The organism is Massilia sp. Soil_C_3 (assembly GCF_057657035.1).
The window spans coordinates 420,993-442,760 of record NZ_JBDGJG010000006.1; the positions used below are offsets into that span (position 1 = coordinate 420,993).

Genomic DNA, 21,768 nt, shown 5'->3' on the forward strand with positions numbered 1-21,768 from the left:
CGGAGCCGTAAGTGGCCATCAACAAGATCCTCATCGTCGACGATTCCCCGACCGAACGCCTGTACCTGACCGACATCCTGGTGAAGAACGGCTTTGCCGTCAGCACCGCCGTGAACGGCGACGAAGCGATCGAGCGCATCCGCGCCGAACGTCCTGAATTGATCCTCATGGACGTGGTCATGCCGGGCGCCAACGGCTTCCAGGTCACGCGCGCCATCGCGCGCGACCCGGAGCTGGCGGCGCTGCCGGTCATCATCTGCAGCAGCAAGAACCAGGAAACCGACCGTATCTGGGGCCTGCGTCAGGGCGCGAAGGACTACCTGGTCAAGCCGGTCGATCCCGAGCGCCTGCTGGCCAGCATCGCGGCCCTGGCGACTGCCGGCGGCGTGAGCGCATGACGGTCGCGGCGGACGACGTCGGCGAGAGTGAAGAGGGCGGCCGGCGCGATCCCGCGGCGCGCCGTACCCGCCTGCGCCTGTACCAGGAGCAGCTGCTGGAAAAGATGCAGGCGGCCAAAACCGGCGCCGGCGCCAGCACCGGCCAGCTGGGCCTGGCGATCGGCGCCACGCGCTACCTGGTCGACCTGCTCGAGGCCGGCGAGATCGTCGCACCCCCGCCCCTGACCGCCGTCCCGCTGACCCAGCCCTGGTACCTGGGCCTGGCCAATGTGCGCGGCAGCCTGCTGGGCGTGATCGACCTGGCGCGCTACCTGGGCGAGGAAGCAGCGCCCGATGGCGCCGCGACGCCGCGCCTGGTGGTGTTCGCACCCCATCTTGGCTTCAACTGCGCCTTGCTGGCTTCGAACGTCTACGGACTGCGCCAGGCCAGCGCGATGGAACGCGTGGGGGATGCCTTGCGCGATGCCGACGGCAACACCTGGACGCCGCTGTCGCTCGCGGCGCTGGTGCGGGAAGAGCGTTTCCTCCAAGTCGCACGCTAACAACAAACACACTCACAGCAGGAAACAGGGAGCAGCAATGGGATTCGCTTCGAAACTGACCACGAACTTCTTCGCGAAGGGCGACGCCGCCCTGGAGCCGGCGCCGGCCGGCGAGTCCCCTTCGGCGCCGCACCTGGATGCGGGCGGTTCGGCCACCGCGGCCGCGCGCCGGCTCGGGGGCTTTCGCAGCCGCAGCGCGAGCGAGGCGCTGGCAGCGGAAAGCGGCGGCGACCTGCGCGCCGTCCCGATCGGCGGGCAGTTCCAGCCCGGCCGCCTGAACCTGCTGCTGGGCGCCTTCGTCGGCGGCGTGCTGCTGACCATGCTGGCAGCCTGGCAGAATTCGGCGATCGATGCCCGCCTGGCCGGGCAGAGCCAGGTGACCGGCGACGCCGTGATGCACTCCCAGCGTTTCGCCAAGGCGGCGCCGATCGCGCTGCGCGGCGACGCCGCCGCCTTCGACCAGCTCGAAGACAGCCGCACCCAGCTGGGCCGCGAACTGGACCTGCTGGCGCGCGGCGGCCAGTCGCCGACCGGCCGCATCCCGGCCGCCAGCGGCCAGCGCGCCGACGACCTGCAAAAGGCGATCGTGCTGTGGAACGCCTCATCCAAGGCGGCCGCCAGCATCATCGCCAACAAGCGCAACCTGCTGGCCTTCGGCGTCAGCCTGCGCCAGTATGAAGAGGTGGGGCCAGAGTTGACCGCGATCGCCGAGCGCCTGCAAAAGGACGAGTCGAGCGACGCCCGGCGCCAGGTGGCGGCGCTGAGCATGCAGTCGCTGGCCCAGCGCTTGTCGGCCGGCACCCAGACCTTCACCACCCCGGGCTCGGCCCAGAACGCGGTGACCTACATCATGGGCGACATCGAGTCGCTGCGCGCGATCGTCGACGGTCTGCTCGATGGCGGCGGCAAGCTGGGCCTGGCGCCGCTGACCGACCTCGAACAGCGCATGCGCCTGGCGCGCACCCGCGACAGCTTCGACGAGTACGTCAAGACCATCACCCCGTTGCTGGGCAATCTCACCAACTACGCCAGCGCGCGCGCCGCCGAGCGCGTGATCTCGCGCGACAGCGAACAGCTGCGCGTCATGCTGGCCAAGCTGCACGGCGACTATCAGCGCGACCAGGCCGGCACCAGCGGCTGGTTCTGGCTGACGGTCGTCGCCGCCCTGTTCACCCTGGTCGCGGCGCTGGGCATCTCGCGCGCCATGCTGAACGATGCCGCCGCCCGTGCGCGCGCGGCCGAGGAGCGCCGCCGCGAAGCGGAGGCGATGCGCCAGCTGGCCCAGGCCAAGGAAGAAGAAGCCAAGGCCACCAACGACCAGAACCAGGCCGCGATCCTGCGCCTGATGAACGAGCTGCAAGAGGTGGCCGACGGCGACCTGACGGTGCAGGCCACGGTGTCGGAAGACATCACCGGCGCGATCGCCGACTCGGTCAACTACACGGTCGAGGAATTGCGCGAGCTGGTGGTGCGCGTCATCAAGACCTCGGAACAGGTGGCGCGCGCCTCGAACGGCGCGCAGCAGGTCTCGACCGAGCTGCTGGGCGCGGCCGAACGCCAGTCGAGCGAGATCCAGGAAGCGTCCAGCACCACCATACGCCTGGCCGGCCTGATCACCGACGTGTCGCGCTCGGCCCTCGAATCGGCCAATGTGGCGCGCCAGTCGGTGGCGGCGGCGGAGCAGGGCGCAACCGCGGTGCAGAACGCGATTCGCGGCATGCAGGAGATCCGCGAGCAGATCCAGGAAACCTCGAAGCGCATCAAGCGCCTGGGCGAATCCTCGCAGGAGATCGGCGAGATCACCGAGCTGATCTCGGACATTACCGAGCAGACCAACGTGCTGGCGCTGAACGCCGCGATCCAGGCCGCATCGGCCGGCGAGGCCGGTCGCGGCTTCTCGGTGGTGGCCGAAGAGGTGCAGCGCCTGGCGGAACGCTCGGGCGAGGCGGCCAAGCAGATCGGCGCGCTGGTGCGCACCATCCAGACCGACACCCACGACGCGGTGGCGGCCATGGAAAAATCGACCCAGGGCGTGGTCGAAGGTGCGCGCCTGTCGGACGCCGCCGGCGCCGCGCTGTCGGACATCTCGCGCGTGTCGAACCGCCTCGGTGAACTGATCGGCGACATGTCGCACGCCACCGAGCGCCAGGCCACCAAGGCCACCGGCGTGGCCGACAAGATGCAGGAGATTCTCTCCATGACCGAACATGCCCAGCAGGGTACCCGCCAGACCGCGCAGTCGATTCATGAACTGGCCACCCTGGCCCAGGAGCTCAAGGATTCGGTGTCGCGCTTCCGCGTGGTATCCTGAGCGGCCCATGGCTACCCCGATCCCGACCTTGCAACGTTCCAGCTTCGACACCGGCCCGCTGTCCTGGGTCATCGGCGAAATCCGCGACGCCCTGGCGCGCGCGGCCACCGCCTTGCGCGAGGCCGCCGGGCGTTCGCCGGAGGCCCAGCCTACCCTGCTGCTGCACGCCAAGACCCACCTGCACCAGGCGCACGGCGCCCTGCAACTGGTCGACGTCGAGGGTGTCGGCGTCTACACCGGCGCGGCCGAGGCGGTGCTGGATGGCTTCAAGAATGGCGAACTGCCATGCACCGTGGATAGCGTGCAGGTGGTGCTGGACGCCTTCGGGGCGCTCGGCGAATACCTCGACGAACTGCTGGCCGGCATGCCGCAACAGCCGGCGCGCCTGTTCCCGTATTACCGCGACATGGTCGAACGCCAGGGCGAACGCAAGGTGCATCCGTCCGACCTGATGCCGCTCGACCTGTCGGTGCTGCCCGAGTTGCCCGCGCCGGAAGATGACGACCAGGTCGATATCGCGGCCTGCCGTGGTCGATTCGAAAAAGCCTTATTGCCCTACCTGAAGGCCGAGGACGACGCCGGGCGAAAGAATCACGCCGCCGACCTGGTGGCCGCGATCGCGCCGATCGCAGCGACGCAAGACGAAGGGCGCGCGCGCCTGTTCTGGCAGGCGATGCATGCCTTCGCCACCGTGGTGGCCGATGGCCAGGTCGAGAGCGACCTCTACATCAAGCAGCTGTTCGGGCAGGTCAACCTGCAATTGCGGCGCCTGGTCAAGGGCGAGACGGACGCGCCCGAAGCGATGCTGCGCGACGCGCTGTTCTTCATCGCCGCCGCGCGCGAACCGGGACCGGAGGCGCGCGCGCTGCGCCAGGCCCTGGGCCTGGATGGCGCCGTGCCGCCCGACTATGCCGAGCGCCGCTACGGCAAGCTCGACCCGCAAGCCCTGCAAGAGGCGCGCGAAGCGCTGGCGCGCACCAAGTCGGACTGGGACCGCATCGCCGGCGAGGGCAAGCCCGACGCCGAAGTCGAGAGCGATTTCAACGACGCGCTGGCGCGCCTGGCCGGCGCCAGCGAAAAGCTGGGCGCCCCCGCGCTGGCCCAGCTGCTGCGCGAACTGGGCCGCGCGGCCAGCGACTCGGTGCAGTCGGGCCGCGACGACCAGTTCGGGCTCGAGATGGCGGCCGCCATGCTGTTCGTCGAGAACGGCCTGGACCAGCTGCGCCAGCTGCCCGAGGATTTCTCGGAGAATGCCGAAGCCGTCGGCGCGCGCCTGCTGGCGCTGGCCGCCGGCGAGACGCCGCCCGACGCCCCGCACTGGCAGGGCGAACTGGCGCGCCAGATCCAGCAGGGCCAGACCGTGGCCGTGCTGGCGAACGAAGTCAAGGCAGGCTTGCGCCAGATCGAGAAGCTGCTCGACGATTACTACGACGACCCGGGCAAGCGCCAGGTGCTCGGGCAGGCGGCGCCGATCCTGCACCAGTTGCAGGGAGCGTTCGCCATCCTCGACCAGGACCAGGCGGTGCTGGCCGTGCGCCACGTCGAGGAAGCGGTGCGCGCTTTGGCCGCCAGCGAGGCCGACGTGACCGACCAGCATGCGTCGCTCCACAACATCGCCCAGAACATCGGCGCGCTCGGTTTCTTCGCCGACCTGCTGGCCCAGGACAGCGAGGCCGCGCGCGGCCGCTTCACCTTCGACACCGACAAGCTGCTGCTGCGTGAGCTGCCGTTCGAGTTCGTCGAGGCCGCGGCCGAAGCCGCGCCTGTGGACACGCCGGAGGCCGTGGACGGCGTCGACGCCGAACTGCTGGGCATCTTCATCGCCGAGGCGCAGGAAGTGCTGGCCTTCGTGGTCGAGACGCTGCCGCGCGCGGCCGACGAGCCGTCCAACCAGGAAATCCTGACCCAGCTGCGTCGCGCCTTCCATACGCTCAAGGGCAGCAGCCGCATGGTGGACCTGGAGGCCTTCGCCGCCACCGCCGCCGCCATCGAACGGGTGATGAACGTGTGGCTGGCCGACGGCCGTTCGGCCACCGCCGACCTGCTGGCCCTGCTGGCCCATGCCTATGCCGAACTCGATGCCTGGGTGGCCGAGCTGGCCGCTGGCCGCAGGCCTGAGCGCGACGGGGCGGCGCTGATCGAGGCTGCCGCGCGGGTGCAGGATGGCGGACCGTTCGAACCACTGACGTTCGAGCCACCGCGTGACGAGCCACTGGTGCTGGACGACATCATCGAAGCGCCGGCGCTCGACGATATCCCGCTGCTTGACCAGCCGTTGGAAATGCCGGGCGACGATGGCGTGAAGCGCGTCGGCGACCTGGCCATCCCGCAGGCCTTGCACGACGTCTACCTGGGCGAAACCGAGACGCTGTGCGCCACCCTCGAACAAGGCTTCGACGCGCTGCGCCACGGCCTGGACAAACAGGTGGTGCAGGACGCGGTGACGGCGGCGCATACCTTGTCGGGCACCTCGGCCACGGTCGGCTACGGCGCCCTGCGCGACCTCGCGCACGAGCTGGAGACGACGCTCGAGAAACTGGCGGCGCCGGGCACGAAGCTCGAGGACGGCCAGTTCGACCTGTTCGATGCGACCCTGTCGCGCATGCGCACCATGCTGCAGGTGTTCACCCTGGGCGAGCTGGCCCCTGGCCAGCCCGACCTGGTGGAACAGTTGACGGCGCTGCGCGAGCGCCTGGCCAGCCAGCAGGCGGCCGCCTTGTATGGCGAGGCCGATCCGGCCCTGGCCAACCAGCTCGACGCGCTGTTCGCGGCCGCCTACGAGCAGTTGCTGGCCGCGCCGCCCGCATTCGAAGCGCGCCGGGCGCCAGAGCCCGCGCCGAAGACGGCCGAGACCGACGACATCGACGATCTGTTCGATTCCTTCCTCGACGATACCTTCGCCGCACCGGAACTCGACCAGGCAGCTCCGCAGGCGCAGGAAGCCGCGCCGGAAGCCGCGCGGGCAGCCGATTTCGTGGCCGTCACCCCGGACGAAGCGGTGCTGGCCGAAGCGGTGCTGGAAGCCGAACCTGAACTTGAGCCGGAGCCCGAGCCCGAACTGGTCGGCGCCAGCTATGCCGACGAGATCGACCCGGATCTGCTGCCGGTATTCCTGGAAGAGGCCGCGGACCTGTTGCCGCGCATCGGCCACGACCTGCGCCAGTGGCAGCAAGAGCCGACCAATACCGCGATCGCCCAGGGCATGCAGCGCGACCTGCATACGGTCAAGGGCAGCGCGCGCATGGCCGGCGCGATGCGCCTGGGCCAGCACGCGCACGAGCTGGAAACCCAGATCGAGAACATGGTCCACGCCGGTACGTCCACCTTGCCGGCCACCGCCTTCGACGAGCTGCTGGCCAACTACGACGCGGCGATGCTGCTGTTCGAGGCGTTGCAGCAACCGGCTCAGGCGCAAGCCGCACCGGAGCAGGCGCCGGCGCACACACCGGCGCCGGCCGAGCCGGTCCGTTCGCCGCTGGTGCGGGTGCGCGCCGACATCCTCGACCGCGTGGTGAACCAGGCCGGCGAGGTGTCGATCACGCGCTCGCGCCTGGAAAACCAGATGGGCGCGCTCAAGGGTTCGCTGGGCGACTTCTCGGACAACGTGGCGCGCCTGCGGCGCCAGTTGCGCGAGATCGAAATGCAGGCCGAATCGCAGATCGCATCAAAGCTGTCGATCTCGGGCGAGCGCGAATTCGACCCGCTCGAATTCGACCGTTTCACGCGCCTGCAGGAACTCACGCGCATGCTGGCAGAAAGCGTCGACGACGTCGCCTCGTTCCAGGAAAGCCTGGTGCGCACGGTCGATGGCGCCAACGAGGAACTGGCCAGCCAGGCGCGCATGACGCGCGACCTGCAGCGCGACCTGATGCGGGTGCGGATGGTGCCGTTCGCCAGCCTGTCGGAACGCCTGTTCCGCGTCGCCCGCCAGACCGCCAAGGAAACCGACAAGCGCGTCAACCTCGACATCCGCGGCGGCGCCGTGGAGATCGACCGCGGCGTGCTGGAACAGATGGCCGCGCCCTTCGAACACCTGCTGAGGAATGCGATCGTGCACGGCATCGAGCCGTGCGCGGCGCGCCAGGGAGCGGGCAAGGCGGAGACGGGAGAACTGCTGGTGCAGGTCAGCCAGCATGGCAACGAAGTCATGATCGTGTTCGGCGACGACGGCGCCGGCCTGGACCTGGAGCGCATCCGCGCCAAGGCGCAGGCCAACGGCCTGCTCGAGGGCGGCGAAGACGCGTCCGACCAGGAGGTGACGGAACTGATCTTCGAGCCCGGCTTCTCGACGGCGGACACGCTGACCGAGCTGGCCGGCCGCGGTGTCGGCATGGACGTGGTGCGTTCCGAAGCCCAGGCGCTCGGTGGACGCGTGGCCGTCGTGTCCGAGCCGGGGCAGGGCGCGCGCTTCACGATCACGCTGCCGTTGACACTTGCTGTCGCCCAAGTGGTGCTGGTGACGGCCGGCGGGCGCACGCATGCGGTGCCGTCGACTCTGGTCGAGCGGGTGGAGCAGGTGCGCGCGCTGGAGCTGGCGGCGGCGATCGAGGCCGGCCATATTTCGTTAGCCGGCACGACGCTGGCGCTGCATGCCTTGCCCGGCCTGCTGGGCGAAGACGAGGACGAGCGCACCGCGAACCAGCGCTCGACACCGGTGCTGGTGCTGAACGGCGGCGCCAGCCGCATCGCGCTGCGCGTGGACGAGGTGCTGGGCAACCGCGAGGTGGTGGTCAAGCACATCGGCCCGCAGCTGTCGCGGGTGCCGGGCATCGCCGGCGCGACGGTGCTGGGCTCGGGCGAGATCGTCCTGATCCTCGATCCGCTGGCGCTGGCGCAGCAGCCGCAGGCCGCCGCGCAGGTAAAGCAGGAAGTGGCGCGCCAGGTGCGGCGCCCGACCGTGATGGTGGTCGACGACTCGCTCACGGTGCGCCGCGTGACCCAGCGCCTGCTGGAGCGCGAAGGTTATCGGGTGCAGCTGGCCAAGGACGGCGTCGAGGCGCTCGAACTCTTCAAGCAGGGCGCGCCCGACCTGATGCTGGTCGATATCGAGATGCCGCGCATGGACGGCTTCGACCTGACGCGCAATGTTCGCGGCAACGAGGCCACGAAAGACATCCCGATCGTCATGATCACCTCGCGCACGGCGGACAAGCACCGCAACGTGGCGCTGGGGCTGGGTGTGAATGCCTATTATGGCAAGCCGTATCAGGAGCCGGTACTGTTGGCGGCGATCGAGGGGTTGTTGAATCGCGACGGGGTGTGATGTGGTGGCTGGGTGACGGACTTGGGTTCCCGCCTTCGCGGGAACGACGTGCTTGGGCAGTGGGTGCGATCACGCGGCCTGATGGTTTGTACCGCTAGCCTCCAAACCGTCGTTCCCGCGCAGGCGGGAACCCAAGTCAACACGCCCAGCCACCACCATCAATCGCCACCCGCATCCCCCTTGACACCAACCGTCTTCTTGACCACCGCAAACCGTTCCAGCGTGCGCCTGCGCGCCGCGTCGTGGTCCACGACCGGCGCCGGATAATCCTGGCCCAGCACCACGCCGCGCTCGGCCAGCGCTTCCGGCTTGACCAGCCAGGGCGCGTGGATCTGCTTGCCATCCAGCTTGGCCAGTTGAGGCAGGTAGCGCCGGATGAATTCCCCGCGCGCGTCGAAGCGCGTCGATTGCGTCACCGGATTGAAGATCCTGAACCAGGGCTGGGCATCGCAGCCGGTCGATGCCGCCCATTGCCAGCCGCCGTTGTTCGAAGCCATCTCGTAGTCGTTCAGCTTCAGGGCGAAATAGCGCTCGCCGCGGCGCCAGTCGATGCCGAGGTCCTTGGTGAGAAAACTGGCCGTCACCATGCGCAGCCGGTTGTGCATGAAGCCGGTCGTGTTCAGTTGCACCATGGCCGCATCGACCAGCGGATAACCGGTGCGGCCCTCGCACCAGGCCGCGAACAGCGCATCGGCGTCCGGGCCGTCGTCCCACTGCACCGCGTCGAAGGCCGGCTTGAAGGAGCGCTCGACCACGTGCGGGTGCTGGGCCAGCACCATCGCATAGAAATCGCGCCAGATGAGTTCGGAGAGCCATACCGAGGCGCCGCTGCCGCCGGCGCCCGACAGCATCAATTGCTGGGCCGTGCGCACCAGGTGACGGATCGAGGTGGTGCCGAAACGCAGATGGGTCGACAACCGCGACGTGCCATCCTCGGCCGGGAAGTCGCGTGCGCGGCTGTAGTCGGCGATGTCTTCCATGAAGGCTTCGAACAGCGCTTCCGCGCCTTCCATCCCGGCCGGCAGCGGCGGTTCGCCGGCCTCGAAGCCGATGTCTTCCAGCGCAGGCAGGGCGGACGGTGCGGCGGGCGGCGCGAACGCATGCGCATAGGCGTCGACCGGATATGCCGCCAGCGTCTCGGGACGCGCCGCCAGTCGCTTGAGCCAGGCGTTCTTGTAGGGCGTAAACACCGAGTACGGCTGTCCCGCCAGGGTCAGCACTTCATCCTTCTCGAAGATGACCTGGTCCTTGTATGCATGGAAGGCGCACCCTTGCGCCGCCAACTGTTGCGCCACCTCGCGATCGCGCGCGATCGCCGCCGGTTCATAGTCGGTACAGGCATGCACCGCATCCACGCCCAGTTCATTCGCCAGTGCAACAAGCTCATCCCGGGCGCTGCCATGGCGCACGATGAGGTAGCCTCCAAGACGTCGCAATTCCTCATCCAGGCTGGCCAGGGTGGCGTGAATGAAGCGCAGGCGCCGATCGTCGCGCGGCAAGCCGTCGAGAATGTCGGTGTCATACACGAAAACACAGAACACTTGTTGCGAACAGCGCAAGGCGTGGTGCAGCGCGGCGTGGTCGAAGGCGCGCAGATCGCGCCGGAACCAGACTAAAGACTTGCTCAAATTCATCACTGTGTGCAGGGTCAAGGTGGGAGCAGATTTTACTGTCTAGGATCGGACCGTGGTGTGCGCGTCGTGATGGTTCCGGGGGGCCTCTCGGCCAAATGGGTGTAAACTAGGGAAAAGCGTAACGTTGTGCTGCAGAACGTTGGCAGTCGATCATGTTTTAACGCAAGAGTGCGCCTTTTGAGAGTATCCGTATGAAAAAAACCAAAGTTGGCAAAACTCTACCGATGCCGGGTATGCCCCGGGAGCAGGATGAATCGCTCGCCAAGGCCGGTCCGGCAGCGTCCGGACTTAATCTTGCGAACCATTTCCTGATCGCCATGCCATCGATCCAGGACCCGATCTTCGGCGGCACTGTCGTCTATGTCTGCGAGCACAACGACAAGGGCGTGCTGGGCGTGGTCATCAACAAGCCGACCGACATGACGATGGAAACGCTGTTCGACCGCGTCGACCTGAAGCTGGCCGAAGGCTTGCGCGCGACCGTGGTGGACGAGCCGATCATGTTCGGCGGGCCGGTCCAGGACGACCGCGGCTTCGTGCTGCACTCGCCGGGCGGGCGCTATTCCTCGTCCCTCAACGTCACCGACGACGTCGCCTTCACGACCTCGATCGACGTGCTCGAAGCCGTCGCCAGCGGCGGCGGCCCCGCCCGCATGCTGGTTTCGATCGGCTACGCCGGCTGGAGTCCCGGCCAGCTCGAAGAAGAACTTTCGCGCAACGGCTGGCTGACGGTGGGCGCCGACGCGCGCGTGCTGTTCGACCTGCCGATCGAGGAACGCTACAACGCCGCCATCAAACTGCTGGGGATCGATCCCTTCATGCTCGCCACCGAAGCCGGCCATGCTTGATCTGACGTACCAGCATGGTTGACATCGTTCTTGGCTTCGACTTTGGCGTCAAGCGGATCGGCATCGCCATGGGCAACACCCTGACCGGGCAGGCACAGCCGCTGCGCGTCATCGCCGCGATCGACAACGCCACCCGCTTCAAGATCATCGGCGAGCTGATCGCCGAGTGGTCTCCGGCGCGCCTGGTGGTGGGCGAGCCGCGCCATCCCGATGGCGCCGAGCACGACATGACCCTGCGCAGCCGCCGCTTCGCCAATCAGTTGCATGGCCGCTTCAACCTGCCGGTCGAGCTGGTCGACGAGCGCTATTCGTCGGCCGTCATCGCGTCCAAGCGCGGCGACGTCATCGACGACAAGGCGGCCGCCATCATTCTGCAACAATACTTTGACGCATTTTCCCCACCTAATGCCAACTTCTAACCTCAACCTCGACGCCGAAGCGCTCTACCGCGAGCTGCTGGGCCAGGTCCGCGCGGGCCTGGACGGCGTGTCCGATGCCGCTGTCGTCGGCATCCATTCCGGCGGCGCCTGGCTGGCGGAACGCCTGGCGCGCGACCTCGACCTCACCGCCCGCCTGGGTTCGATCGACGTGTCGTTCTACCGCGACGACTATGCGCGCAAGGGCCTGCACCCTGACGTGAAGCCGACCCACATCCGCTTCGCCGTCGACGGCGCCACGGTGGTGCTGGTCGACGACGTGCTGCAGACCGGCCGCACCACGCGCGCCGCGATCAATGTGCTGTTCGACTACGGCCGGCCTAGCTGCATCAAACTGGCCGCGCTGGCCGACCGCGGCGGGCGCGAGCTGCCGGTGGCGGCCGATTTCGTCGGCACCCGCGTGTCGCTCGCGGCAAACCAGTCGCTGTGCCTGCAGCGCGACGAAACAGGCCAACTCTCGCTGACCATCGAAGAAGACAATGCCGACCCTGCACAATAATCCGCAACTGAACAAGAACGGCGAGCTGCAACACCTGCTCACCATCGAGGGACTCAAGAAGTCGCACATCGACCACATCCTCGACACCGCATCGAGCTTCGTCGGCATCTCCGACCGCGAAGTCAAGAAGGTCCCGCTCATGCGCGGCAAGAGCGTGTTCAACCTGTTCTTCGAAAACTCGACGCGCACCCGCACCACCTTCGAGATCGCCTCGAAGCGCCTGTCGGCCGACGTCATCAACCTGAACATCCAGGCTTCGTCGACCACCAAGGGCGAGTCGCTGCTCGACACCATCGACAACCTGGCGGCGATGCACGCCGATATGTTCGTGGTGCGCCACGCGCAATCGGGCGCGCCCTACATGATCGCCCAGCACCTGAACCGCACCCGCTCCGACGTGCACGTGGTCAACGCCGGCGACGGCCGCCACGCCCACCCGACCCAGGGCCTGCTGGACATGTACACGATCCGGCACTACAAGAAAGATTTTACGAACCTGCGCGTGGCCATCGTCGGCGACATCCTGCACAGCCGCGTGGCGCGCTCGGACATCCACGCGCTGACCACGCTGGGTGTGCCCGAAGTGCGCGCCATCGGCCCGCACACGCTGCTGCCGGGCGGCCTGGACCAGATGGGTGTTCGTACCTTCACGGACATGGATGAAGGGTTGAAAGACGTCGACGTCATCATCATGCTGCGCCTGCAGAACGAGCGCATGAGCGGCGCGCTGCTGCCCTCGGCCCAGGAATACTTCAAGAGCTATGGCCTGACGCCGGAGCGCCTGGCGCTGGCGAAACCGGACGCGATCGTGATGCACCCGGGCCCGATGAACCGCGGCGTCGAGATCGACTCGGCGGTGGCGGACGGCGCCCAGGCGGTGATCCTGCCGCAGGTGACTTTCGGGATCGCGGTACGGATGGCGGTGATGAGCATTTTGGCAGGAACCCACGCATGAAACTTCATATCAAGAACGGGCGAGTGATCGACCCGGCGAACGGCATCGACGCAGCGCAAGACCTGTTCATCGTCGACGGCAAGATCGCGGCGCTGGGCGCCGCACCGGCGGGCTTTTCCGCCGACCAGACCATCGATGCGGCCGGCCTGGTGGTCGCCCCCGGCCTGGTCGACCTGTCGGCGCGCCTGCGCGAACCGGGCTACGAATATAAGGCCACGCTCGAATCCGAGCTGCAGGCTGCGATGCAGGGCGGCGTGACCACGCTCGTGTGCCCGCCCGACACCGATCCGGTGCTCGACGAGCCAGGCCTGGTCGAGATGCTCAAGCACCGCGCGCGCATGCTCGACCAGGCCAATGTGCACCCGCTGGGCGCGCTGACCGTGGGCCTGAAGGGCCAGGCGCTGACCGAGATGGCAGAATTGACCGAGGCTGGCTGCATCGGCTTTGCCCAGGCCGAGGAACCGGTCCTGGATACGGTCGTGCTGCTGCGCGCCATGCAGTACGCCAAGACCTTCGGCTACACCGTGTGGCTGCGTCCGCAAGACGCCCACATCGGCCGTGGCGGCGTGGCCCACAGCGGCCCGCTGGCGTCGCGCCTGGGCCTGTCGGGCGTGCCGGTGATGTCCGAGACCATTGCGCTGCACACGATCTTCGAACTGATGCGCGCCACCGGCGCACGCGTGCACCTGTGCCGCATCTCGTCCGCCGCCGGCCTGGAGCTGATCCGCGCCGCCAAGAAAGAAGGCCTGGACGTCAGCGCCGACGTCGGCGTGCACCACCTGCACATGACCGACGCCGACATCGGCTTCTTCGATTCCAACGCGCGCCTGACCCCGCCGCTGCGCTCGCAGCGCGACCGCGATGCAATTCGCGCGGCCGTGCTGGACGGCACCGTGGACGCGGTCTGCTCCGACCACACCCCGGTCGACGACGACGAGAAGCTGCTGCCGTTCGGCGAAGCCTCGCCCGGCGCCACCGGCCTGGAACTGCTGCTCAGCCTCACGCTCAAGTGGGCTGAAGGCCAGCACGATGCTGACAAGGCGCTGGCGTTGGCGCTCAGCCGCATCACCAGCGACGCGGCCCGCATCGCAAGGCTGCCGGCCGGCACCCTGGGCATCGGCGCCGCGGCCGACGTGGTGCTGTTCGATCCAAACGCGCGCTGGAAGGTGGAGGGCAAGACCCTGGCCAGCCAGGGCAAGCACACGCCTTTCCTCGGCTATGAACTGGCCGGCCAGGTCAGGGCCACCATCGTGCGCGGCCGCGTGGCGTACCAGCGCTGATTCACACCGGACGGCAAGCCTCGCATGAAGCTTGACGTCCTTCGCTCCTTCGCATCTTGAAAATCCGCCTTGCCTGGCGCCTCGCGCGCGTCGTCGTCCACCTGTGCGAGGGCCTGGCGACCTGCGCGCTGGTGTTTCCCTTCGCTCCGTCCGGCTCGCGCATGCGCCTGACGCGCGGCTGGTCGCGCCGCCTGCTGCGCCTGTGCCGGGTCGAGGTCGAACATCGCGGCGGCGTCCCCGCGCTGGAGCACGCGCTGGTCGTCGCCAACCACGTGTCCTGGCTCGACATCTTCGTCATCAACGCCCTCGATCCCTGCCGCTTCGTGGCCAAGGCCGAGATCCGTTCCTGGCCGGTGATGGGCTGGCTGGCGGCCGGCGCCGGCACCGTGTTCATCGCGCGCGGCAACCGGCGCGAGCTGCGCCATGTGTTCAAGGGACTGGTCGAGGTGCTGCAAAAAGGGGAGCGGGTCGCCTTGTTCCCGGAAGGGACGACCGGTTTGCAGGGCGGGGTGCTTCCCTTCCATGCCAACCTGTTCGAGGCCGCGATCGATGCCGGCGTGCCGGTGCAGCCGTATGCGCTGGCCTATGTCGATGCCGCCGGCCGGCATCATCCGTCGATCGAGTACATCGGCGACACCACCTTCGTCGATAGCCTGTTCAGGATCCTGCAGGGTCCACCGGTGACGGCGCGCCTGGCCTGCCTGGCGCCGCTCGAGAGCAGCGGCGCGCACCGGCGCGAGCTGGCGCTGGCGGCGCAGGAGGCGGTGGGGGCGGCGGTGGCGCGGTAAGCCCCGCTGCAGTCGCGCTCCGCCGTCGTTCCCGCGAAGGCGGGAACCCAAGTGTGCGTGCGCTACCACAGACGTTTGCGTAAGTGGTAGGCCGAAGCCTTGGGTTCCCGCCTTCGCGGGAACGACGTGCATGGGGACGGTGTCACAACACGGGAACGACGGTTAGCGCTTCTTGCCGCCATGCTCCCGGTACTCGGGACAATCCACCTGCAACAGCGTGCGGTCGTCCAGGCAGACCGCCGTCAGCTTGCCGCCCCACACGCAGCCGCTATCGAGGCCGATCAGGTTCGGCCGCTGCACCAGGCCCAGCGCCGACCAGTGGCCGAACACCACCGTCACGTCCTGGGTGCCGCGCTGCGGCAGGTCGAACCAGGGTAAAAGGCCGGAGCCGGCCGGGCCGGCGTCGCTTTCCTTGTGCTTGAAATCCATCGTGCCGTCCGGCGCGCACAGGCGCATGCGGGTGAGGGCGTTGACGATGCAGCGCAGGCGGTCCATGCCCACCAGGCCATCGTCCCAGCGGTCCGGCTGGTTGCCGTACATGGCGCCCAGAAAATCGATCCAGCCATCGCCGCGCAGCGCGGCTTCGACTTCGCCGGCCAGCGCCATGGTCTGGCGCGCATCCCATTGCGGCGCCACGCCGGCGTGCACCAGCAGGTGGGCGTCGACGAATATCGCCAGCGGGCGCTGGCGCAGCCAGGCGATCAAGTCGTCGCGGTCGGGCGCGGCCAGGATCTCGTCGAGGGTGTCGGAGCGGCTCAGGCGCTGGACGCCGGCCGCCACCGCGATCAGGTGCAGGTCATGGTTGCCGAGCAGGGCTTCGATGCGCCCGCCGCTCGATTCCGATAAAGCCTTCATGTGGCGCAGCGCGGTGAGTGAATCGGGCCCGCGATTGATCAGGTCTCCCACGAACAGGACGCGCGCATCGGGGCCCGCGGTTTCGAAGATTCGGTCCAGCAGGAGTTGCGCTTCGTGCGCGCAACCCTGGAGGTCGCCAATGGCATAGGTTTTCATATTTTTTGAGATTGGCCCGTGAAGCTGTTGCTGTTGCTTTTGCGGATACTAAATGATTTTACCCGCCGGCGTTGTCGCCGGCCCCGCGTTTGTTGATCTCCACGCCTGTCTCGTGTTCGAAATGCGTGCGCATCGACATTTTTTGACTCAGTTCCAACACTGCAGGCGACCACTTCGGGCATGTTAAATACGTGCGCCCGGAAATGCCCATCCATTCCGGTACAATGAATACGAGCCTTCACGGCTCCACATACAGGCATCGAAAGAAAACAATAATGTTCTCGTTTTTCGTGAGCTTCCTTTCCTGCGCATTGCTGACCCTGCTGGTTATCAAGACCGCGCGAAAACATGGGCTGGGGCTCGATGGCGATTTTGGCGGCGTGCAGAAAGTGCACTCGCATGCGGTCGCGCGTATCGGCGGCATTCCAATCTTTCTCGCAGTGGTGGTGGCGTCCGGGATATCGATCCTGCGCGAGCCGCAAATGATGGCGTGGCTCGCCACCCTGATCGCCTGCGCCTCGATCGCGCTCGCCGGCGGCATCGCCGAGGATTACACCGGCCGCGTTTCCCCGCTGCGCCGGCTTACGCTGACGATGATCGCGGCGGCGCTCGGCTACTGGCTGCTCGACGCGCGCGTCGGCCGGCTCGACCTGCCGTGGGCCGTGCTGCCGATCGAGGCGGTGTGGATCGTGCTGCCGCTGACGATGCTGGCGGTGGCGGGCATCGCCAACGCCATCAACATCATCGACGGCTTCAATGGCCTGGCGGGCGTGATCAGCATCTTCATGCTGCTGTCGCTGTCCTATGTGGCGCTGCAGGTGGGCGATATGTTCGTGCTGGTGGCGGCGCTGATCGTGGCCGGCGCCACCGCCGGCTTCCTGATCTGGAACTATCCGGTGGGGCTGATCTTCCTGGGCGACGGCGGCGCCTATTTCATCGGTTTCCTGCTGGGCGAGCTGGCGCTGCTGCTGGTGATGCGCAATCCCGGCGTATCGACCTGGTATGCGGCGCTATTGCTGATTTATCCGGCTTTCGAAACGATATTCTCCGCTTATCGGCGCATGTTTGTGCGCGGTAAGTCGCCGGCGATGCCGGATGGTATTCACCTGCACAGTTTGATATTCCGCCGTATCGTGCAATGGACGGTAGGGCCGCGCGAAGCACGCGCATTGATGAAGCGCAATGCGCGGACTTCTCCTTATTTATGGCTGTTTTCACTGCTGGCGGTGATACCGGCGACGGTGTTCTGGAAAAACACGACAGCCCTGATGTTCTTCTGTTTGTTGTTCATAATCAGTTACCTCTGGTTGTATGGCCGTATTGTTCGATTCAAGTCCCCGCGCTGGCTTTTTTTAAGCAAGAAGGACTAGCCACGGTTTATTGATGTATTATATTGCGACAATTAGTGAGAATTCACTAGATTCAGTAATTGCTGAATCTGCATTTAATCTTTAACGAACGAGGAACGATGATGGATCTGTCGAATATGTCCGTAGGCGATTTGCGCAACCTGCAAGAGCAAATCAAGCAGGAGATGAAAAAGCGTGAAGTCCAGGAAGTGCAAAAAGCCCGCGAGCAAATCCTGGCCATCGCCCAAAGCGTCGGCCTGCCGCTGAAAGACCTGATGGCCGCCACCGGCCGCGGTTCGAAAGGCGCCACCGTCGCCGTGCGCTATCGCCACCCAGACGATTCCAACCTGCAATGGACCGGTCGCGGCCGCCAGCCGAAGTGGGTCAAGGAATGGGTCGAAGGCGGCAAGTCGATCGACGATCTGCGCGTCTGATCGTATTCCCCCTGCGTTGCGGAACCTCACTTCCGCACTGCAGGCGGTGGCAGCATTCCGCAAGGCATCGGGCGCATCCACGCCGCCCGTACTCAACCGATCCTACGCGCGCCAATCCCACGGCGCCAGCGCTTGCCGGTACAATAGCAAGCGATTTTTTATCATTCCTCCAACATCCGGCGATGACCACGGTCGATCAAGTGACCGGTGCATGCCTCTCAAGAATTCCAAGGAAGAACATGGTTGCTCTCTCGAAAACGATTTTCAAAGCCTATGATATTCGCGGCATCATCGGCAAGACCCTGGATGCGGGCATCGCACGTCATATCGGCCGTGCCTTCGGCGCCGCCGCGCTGGCCAAGGGAGAGCGCAAGGTCGTGATCGGCCGCGACGGCCGCCTGTCGGGTCCGGAGCTGGCCGCCGCCCTCTCCGAAGGCCTGCGCGACGCCGGCGTCGACGTGATCGACCTGGGTATGGTCGCCACGCCGATGGTCTATTTCGGCACCAATGTGCTGGAAACCCGCTCGGGCATCATGGTCACCGGCAGCCACAACCCGCCCGACTACAACGGCTTCAAGATGGTGATGGCGGGCGAGGCGATCTACGGCGACGCCATCACCGGCCTGCACGACAGCATTGCCGCCTATGACGGCAAGATCGCCGACCAGCGCGGCGGCTACGGCACCCACGACATCCGCGCCGCCTATATCGAGCGCATCGTCGGCGACGTCAAGCTGGCGCGTCCGATCAAGATCGTGGTCGACTGCGGCAACGGCGTCGCCGGCGCCTTCGCGCCCGAGCTGTTCACCCGTATGGGCGCCGAGGTCGTCGAGCTGTTCTGCGACGTCGACGGCACCTTCCCGAACCACCACCCTGACCCGGCCCACCCCGAGAACCTGCAGGACGTGATCCGCGCGCTGCAAGAGACCGACGCCGAGATCGGCCTGGCCTTCGATGGCGACGGCGACCGCCTGGGCCTGGTCACCAAGGATGGCCAGATCATCTTCCCGGACCGCCAGATGATGCTGTTCGCGGCCGACGTCCTGTCGCGCAACCCGGGCGCCGAGATCCTGTACGACGTCAAGTGCACCCGTCACCTGGCGCCCTACATCGAAAAGAACGGCGGCAAGCCGCTGATGTGGAAGACCGGCCACTCGCTGGTCAAGGCCAAGCTGAAGGAAACCGGCGCCCCGCTGGGCGGCGAGATGAGCGGCCACATCTTCTTCAAGGACCGCTGGTACGGCTTCGACGACGGCCTGTATGCCGGCGCGCGCATGCTCGAGATCCTGACGAAAGGCCAGAACCCGTCGGCGCTGCTCAACGGCCTGCCGATCGCCAGCAGCACCCCGGAACTGCACCTGCAGCTGCAGGAAGGCGAGAACTTCGCCCTGATCGACCAGCTGCGCCGCGACGCCACATTCCCGACCTCGGAAAAGATCAACGACATCGACGGCCTGCGCGTCGAGTACGCGGACGGCTTCGGCCTGGCGCGCTCGTCGAACACGACCCCGGTCGTGGTGCTGCGCTTCGAGGGCGAGAATCCGGAAGCGCTGGCGCGCATCCAGTCCGAGTTCAAGAACGTGATCCTGGCCGCCAAGCCCGATGCTGATCTGCCGTTCTGAGGTGATTGCTTGAAGATTTTACTTGTGCGGGTGTCGTCCCTGGGCGACGTGCTGCACAACCTGCCGATGGTGGCCGACCTGCTGCGCCGCCATCCGGGCGCCACGGTCGACTGGGTGGTCGAAGAGGGCTACGTCAGCCTGGTGCGGCTGAATCCGCACGTGCGCAAGGTGATCCCCTGGGCGCTGCGGCGCTGGCGCAAGAGCCTGGGCAAGAGGGAGACGCGCGCCGAGATCCGCGGCTTCTTTCGCACCCTGCGCGAGGAAGAATACGACTATGTGTTCGACACCCAGGGCCTGCTCAAGACCGGCATCATCATGGGCGCTGCGCGCGTTCGCAAGGGCGGCAAAAAGGTCGGCCTGGCCAACGGCAGCGAAGGCTCGGGCTATGAAGGCATCTCGCGCATCTTCCATACCGACAGCATCCCCCTTTCCCCGCGCACCCACGCGGTCGCGCGCGGCCGGCTGGTGGCCGGCGCGGCGCTCGACTACCCGGTCGATACGGCGCCCGATTTCGGCCTGCCGGCGCCGGATGCGTCGACGCGTCCGGCTTTCCTGCCGCAGGAAGACTACGCGGTGTTCTTCCACGGTACGGCGCGCGCCGCCAAGAAGTGGGCGGACGCCAACTGGATCGCGCTCGGCAAGGCGCTGGCGCCGATGCCGGTGCTGCTGCCCTGGGGCTCGGAAGCCGAACGCCGGGACGCCGAGGCGCTGGCCGCCGGCATCGCGAACGCGCGCGTGCTGCCCAGGCTGTCGATGATGGACGCCGTGACCCTGGCCCAGCATGCGCGGCTCGCGGTCGGCGTCGACACCGGCCTGACCCACATCGCCGCCGCCTTCGTGCGGCCGACGATCGAGATCTATTGCGATTCGCCGAAGTGGAAGACCGAGGGCAACTGGTCCGAGCGCATCGTCAACCTGGGCGAGCTGGGTGCGCCACCATCCGTCGACGAGGTGGTGGCGGCCGCGCGCCGCCTGCTGGCCGCGGCATGAACCGCACGCTGTACTCCGCCCTGTGGTGGGTGGCCCTGCCGGCCGTGCTGGGCCGCCTGTGGTGGCGTGGCCGCAAGGAGCCGGGCTATCGCGCGCATTGGGGCGAACGCCTGGCCCTGACTGGTCCGGCGCCGGGCGAACGTCCCACCATCATGGTGCACGCCGTCTCGGTCGGCGAAACGCGCGCCGCCGAACCGGTGGTCGACGCGCTGCTGGCCGCCTATCCCGACTGCCGCATCCTGCTGACCCATATGACGCCGACCGGGCGCGCCACCGGCAAATCCCTGTTCGCGCATCACGGCGAACGCGTGGTGCAAAGCTACCTGCCGTACGACACGGGCGCGATGACGCGGCGCTTCCTGCGCCGCCATCGCCCGCGCGCCTGCATCCTGATGGAGACCGAGGTCTGGCCGAACCTGATCCACGCCTGCACGCGATTGGACATCCCGGTGGTGCTGGCCAATGCCCGCCTGTCCGAAAAATCCCTCAGGCGCGGCCGCAAGGCCGGCGCCGTGATGCTGGAGGCGGCGCGCGGCTTTACGCTGGTCGCGGCCCAGACCGAGCTCGATGCCGAGCGCATCGGCTCGCTCGGCGCGCCAAACGTGGTGGTCACCGGCAGCGTCAAGTTCGACGTGACGCCGCCGCCGGCGGCGCTGGAGAAGGGCGACTGGCTGCGCAGCCGCATCCGTTCCGGCGGCCCCGAACGGCCGGTGTTCCTGTGCGCCAGCACGCGCGAGGGCGAAGAGGCGCTGATCCTCGACGCGTGGCAGCGGATGCCTGACAAGCCGGCCGGAGCGCTCTTGGCGCTGGTGCCGCGCCATCCGCAGCGCTTCGACGAAGTCGCGGCGCTTGCCTCGGCGCGCGGATTCACGCTGGCGCGCCGCTCGCAACTCGATCTCGATCATGGCGTGGATGGCGCCGACGTGCTGCTGGGCGATTCGATGGGCGAGATGTTCGCCTATTACGCGGCCTGCGATTGCGCCTATATCGGCGGCAGCCTGCTGCCGTTGGGCGGCCAGAACCTGATCGAAGCCTGCGCACTGGGCAAGCCGGTGCTGGTGGGCGAGCATACCTTCAACTTCCTCGACGCCACCAATGAGGCGGTGGGCGACGGCGCCGCGCTGCGGGTGCCTGACGTCGACGCCCTGGTGGCGGCGGCCGTGCGCCTGCTGGGCGACAGCGCGGCGCGGATGGCGATGGGGGAAAAGGCGCTGGCCTTCGCCCGCCGCCACCGCGGGGCAACCCTGCGCACTGTTGAACTCGTGCAACGGCATATCCGGTAGGTTTTGTTACCATTCAAAACTGCACGGTACAAAACAAAAGGGGATGCGCCATGTTGTCGTTCAATCGCCCGGTCGGTAGCGGAAAGCCCGCGGTTTTCCCAACGTCGGTCCTGGTCCAGGAACA

General features: G+C 67.2%; 17 protein-coding genes. 15 read left to right on the plus strand and 2 right to left on the minus strand.

Annotated elements, in window-relative coordinates; translation table 11 throughout:
- Positions 1–11: 11 nt before the first annotated feature.
- Genes AC3A6F_RS14880 through AC3A6F_RS14895 form a run of 4 tightly spaced genes read left to right on the plus strand, consistent with a single transcriptional unit; the run spans position 12 to position 8,514 of the window.
- Entirely contained in the window at positions 12–398 is a 387-nt protein-coding gene (locus tag AC3A6F_RS14880) for a response regulator (RefSeq protein WP_320473083.1), read from the plus strand.
- Positions 395–940: a chemotaxis protein CheW gene (locus AC3A6F_RS14885; RefSeq protein WP_487681975.1), complete on the plus strand. Its 546-nt coding sequence runs from the start codon at positions 395–397 to the stop codon at positions 938–940. Before AC3A6F_RS14880 ends, AC3A6F_RS14885 begins: the two co-directional genes overlap by 4 nt.
- 37 nt (positions 941–977) lie before the next feature.
- The gene (locus AC3A6F_RS14890; protein WP_487681977.1) at positions 978–3,251 is read left to right on the plus strand and encodes a methyl-accepting chemotaxis protein; all 2,274 of its coding nucleotides are present in this window, start codon (positions 978–980) and stop codon (positions 3,249–3,251) included.
- A gap of 7 nt (positions 3,252–3,258) precedes the next feature.
- Positions 3,259–8,514: an Hpt domain-containing protein gene (locus AC3A6F_RS14895; protein WP_487681979.1), complete on the plus strand. Its 5,256-nt coding sequence runs from the start codon at positions 3,259–3,261 to the stop codon at positions 8,512–8,514.
- Positions 8,515–8,672: 158 nt separating this feature from the next.
- Here the strand turns inward: AC3A6F_RS14895 and AC3A6F_RS14900 are convergent, their stop codons facing one another.
- Complete coding sequence (locus AC3A6F_RS14900; RefSeq protein WP_487681981.1) at positions 8,673–10,148, minus strand: cryptochrome/photolyase family protein; 1,476 nt, start codon at positions 10,146–10,148, stop codon at positions 8,673–8,675.
- Positions 10,149–10,381: 233 nt separating this feature from the next.
- On the opposite strand from AC3A6F_RS14900, the gene AC3A6F_RS14905 reads away from it, so the two are divergent.
- Genes AC3A6F_RS14905 through AC3A6F_RS14930 form a run of 6 tightly spaced genes read left to right on the plus strand, consistent with a single transcriptional unit; the run spans position 10,382 to position 14,955 of the window.
- Positions 10,382–10,996, plus strand: a complete 615-nt coding sequence (locus AC3A6F_RS14905) for a YqgE/AlgH family protein (protein ID WP_320473419.1) — start codon at positions 10,382–10,384, stop codon at positions 10,994–10,996.
- Positions 10,997–11,010: 14 nt separating this feature from the next.
- Complete coding sequence (gene ruvX / locus AC3A6F_RS14910; protein WP_320473078.1) at positions 11,011–11,415, plus strand: Holliday junction resolvase RuvX; 405 nt, start codon at positions 11,011–11,013, stop codon at positions 11,413–11,415.
- Positions 11,402–11,932, plus strand: coding sequence for a bifunctional pyr operon transcriptional regulator/uracil phosphoribosyltransferase PyrR (gene pyrR / locus AC3A6F_RS14915; RefSeq protein ID WP_320473077.1), 531 nt, complete (start codon positions 11,402–11,404; stop codon positions 11,930–11,932). Before ruvX ends, pyrR begins: the two co-directional genes overlap by 14 nt.
- Positions 11,913–12,887, plus strand: coding sequence for an aspartate carbamoyltransferase catalytic subunit (locus AC3A6F_RS14920; RefSeq protein ID WP_320473076.1), 975 nt, complete (start codon positions 11,913–11,915; stop codon positions 12,885–12,887). The genes pyrR and AC3A6F_RS14920 overlap by 20 nt, the downstream gene beginning before the upstream one ends.
- A complete protein-coding gene (locus AC3A6F_RS14925) occupies positions 12,884–14,167 on the plus strand; it encodes a dihydroorotase (protein WP_487681984.1) in 1,284 nt (427 codons plus the stop codon). The genes AC3A6F_RS14920 and AC3A6F_RS14925 overlap by 4 nt, the downstream gene beginning before the upstream one ends.
- A 56-nt stretch (positions 14,168–14,223) precedes the next feature.
- The gene (locus AC3A6F_RS14930) at positions 14,224–14,955 is read left to right on the plus strand and encodes a lysophospholipid acyltransferase family protein (RefSeq protein ID WP_487681986.1); all 732 of its coding nucleotides are present in this window, start codon (positions 14,224–14,226) and stop codon (positions 14,953–14,955) included.
- A 162-nt stretch (positions 14,956–15,117) separates the two neighbouring features.
- Here the strand turns inward: AC3A6F_RS14930 and AC3A6F_RS14935 are convergent, their stop codons facing one another.
- Positions 15,118–15,966 (minus strand): symmetrical bis(5'-nucleosyl)-tetraphosphatase, encoded by an 849-nt coding sequence (locus tag AC3A6F_RS14935; RefSeq protein WP_487681988.1) that lies wholly within the window; start codon positions 15,964–15,966, stop codon positions 15,118–15,120.
- A gap of 275 nt (positions 15,967–16,241) precedes the next feature.
- Here AC3A6F_RS14935 and AC3A6F_RS14940 point away from each other — a divergent pair, with 275 nt between their 5' ends.
- From AC3A6F_RS14940 to waaA, 5 genes are all read left to right on the plus strand, one after another.
- A complete protein-coding gene (locus tag AC3A6F_RS14940; RefSeq protein WP_487681990.1) occupies positions 16,242–17,336 on the plus strand; it encodes an MraY family glycosyltransferase in 1,095 nt (364 codons plus the stop codon).
- A 101-nt stretch (positions 17,337–17,437) separates the two neighbouring features.
- On the plus strand, positions 17,438–17,749 hold the full coding sequence (locus tag AC3A6F_RS14945) for an H-NS histone family protein (RefSeq protein ID WP_320476743.1): 312 nt from the start codon (positions 17,438–17,440) through the stop codon (positions 17,747–17,749).
- Positions 17,750–17,988: 239 nt separating this feature from the next.
- Positions 17,989–19,371 (plus strand): phosphomannomutase/phosphoglucomutase, encoded by a 1,383-nt coding sequence (locus AC3A6F_RS14950; RefSeq protein WP_487681992.1) that lies wholly within the window; start codon positions 17,989–17,991, stop codon positions 19,369–19,371.
- 9 nt (positions 19,372–19,380) lie between these two features.
- Complete coding sequence (gene waaC / locus AC3A6F_RS14955) at positions 19,381–20,361, plus strand: lipopolysaccharide heptosyltransferase I (RefSeq protein WP_487681994.1); 981 nt, start codon at positions 19,381–19,383, stop codon at positions 20,359–20,361.
- Positions 20,358–21,644, plus strand: a complete 1,287-nt coding sequence (waaA, locus tag AC3A6F_RS14960; protein WP_487681996.1) for a lipid IV(A) 3-deoxy-D-manno-octulosonic acid transferase — start codon at positions 20,358–20,360, stop codon at positions 21,642–21,644. The genes waaC and waaA overlap by 4 nt, the downstream gene beginning before the upstream one ends.
- Positions 21,645–21,768: the final 124 nt, after the last annotated feature.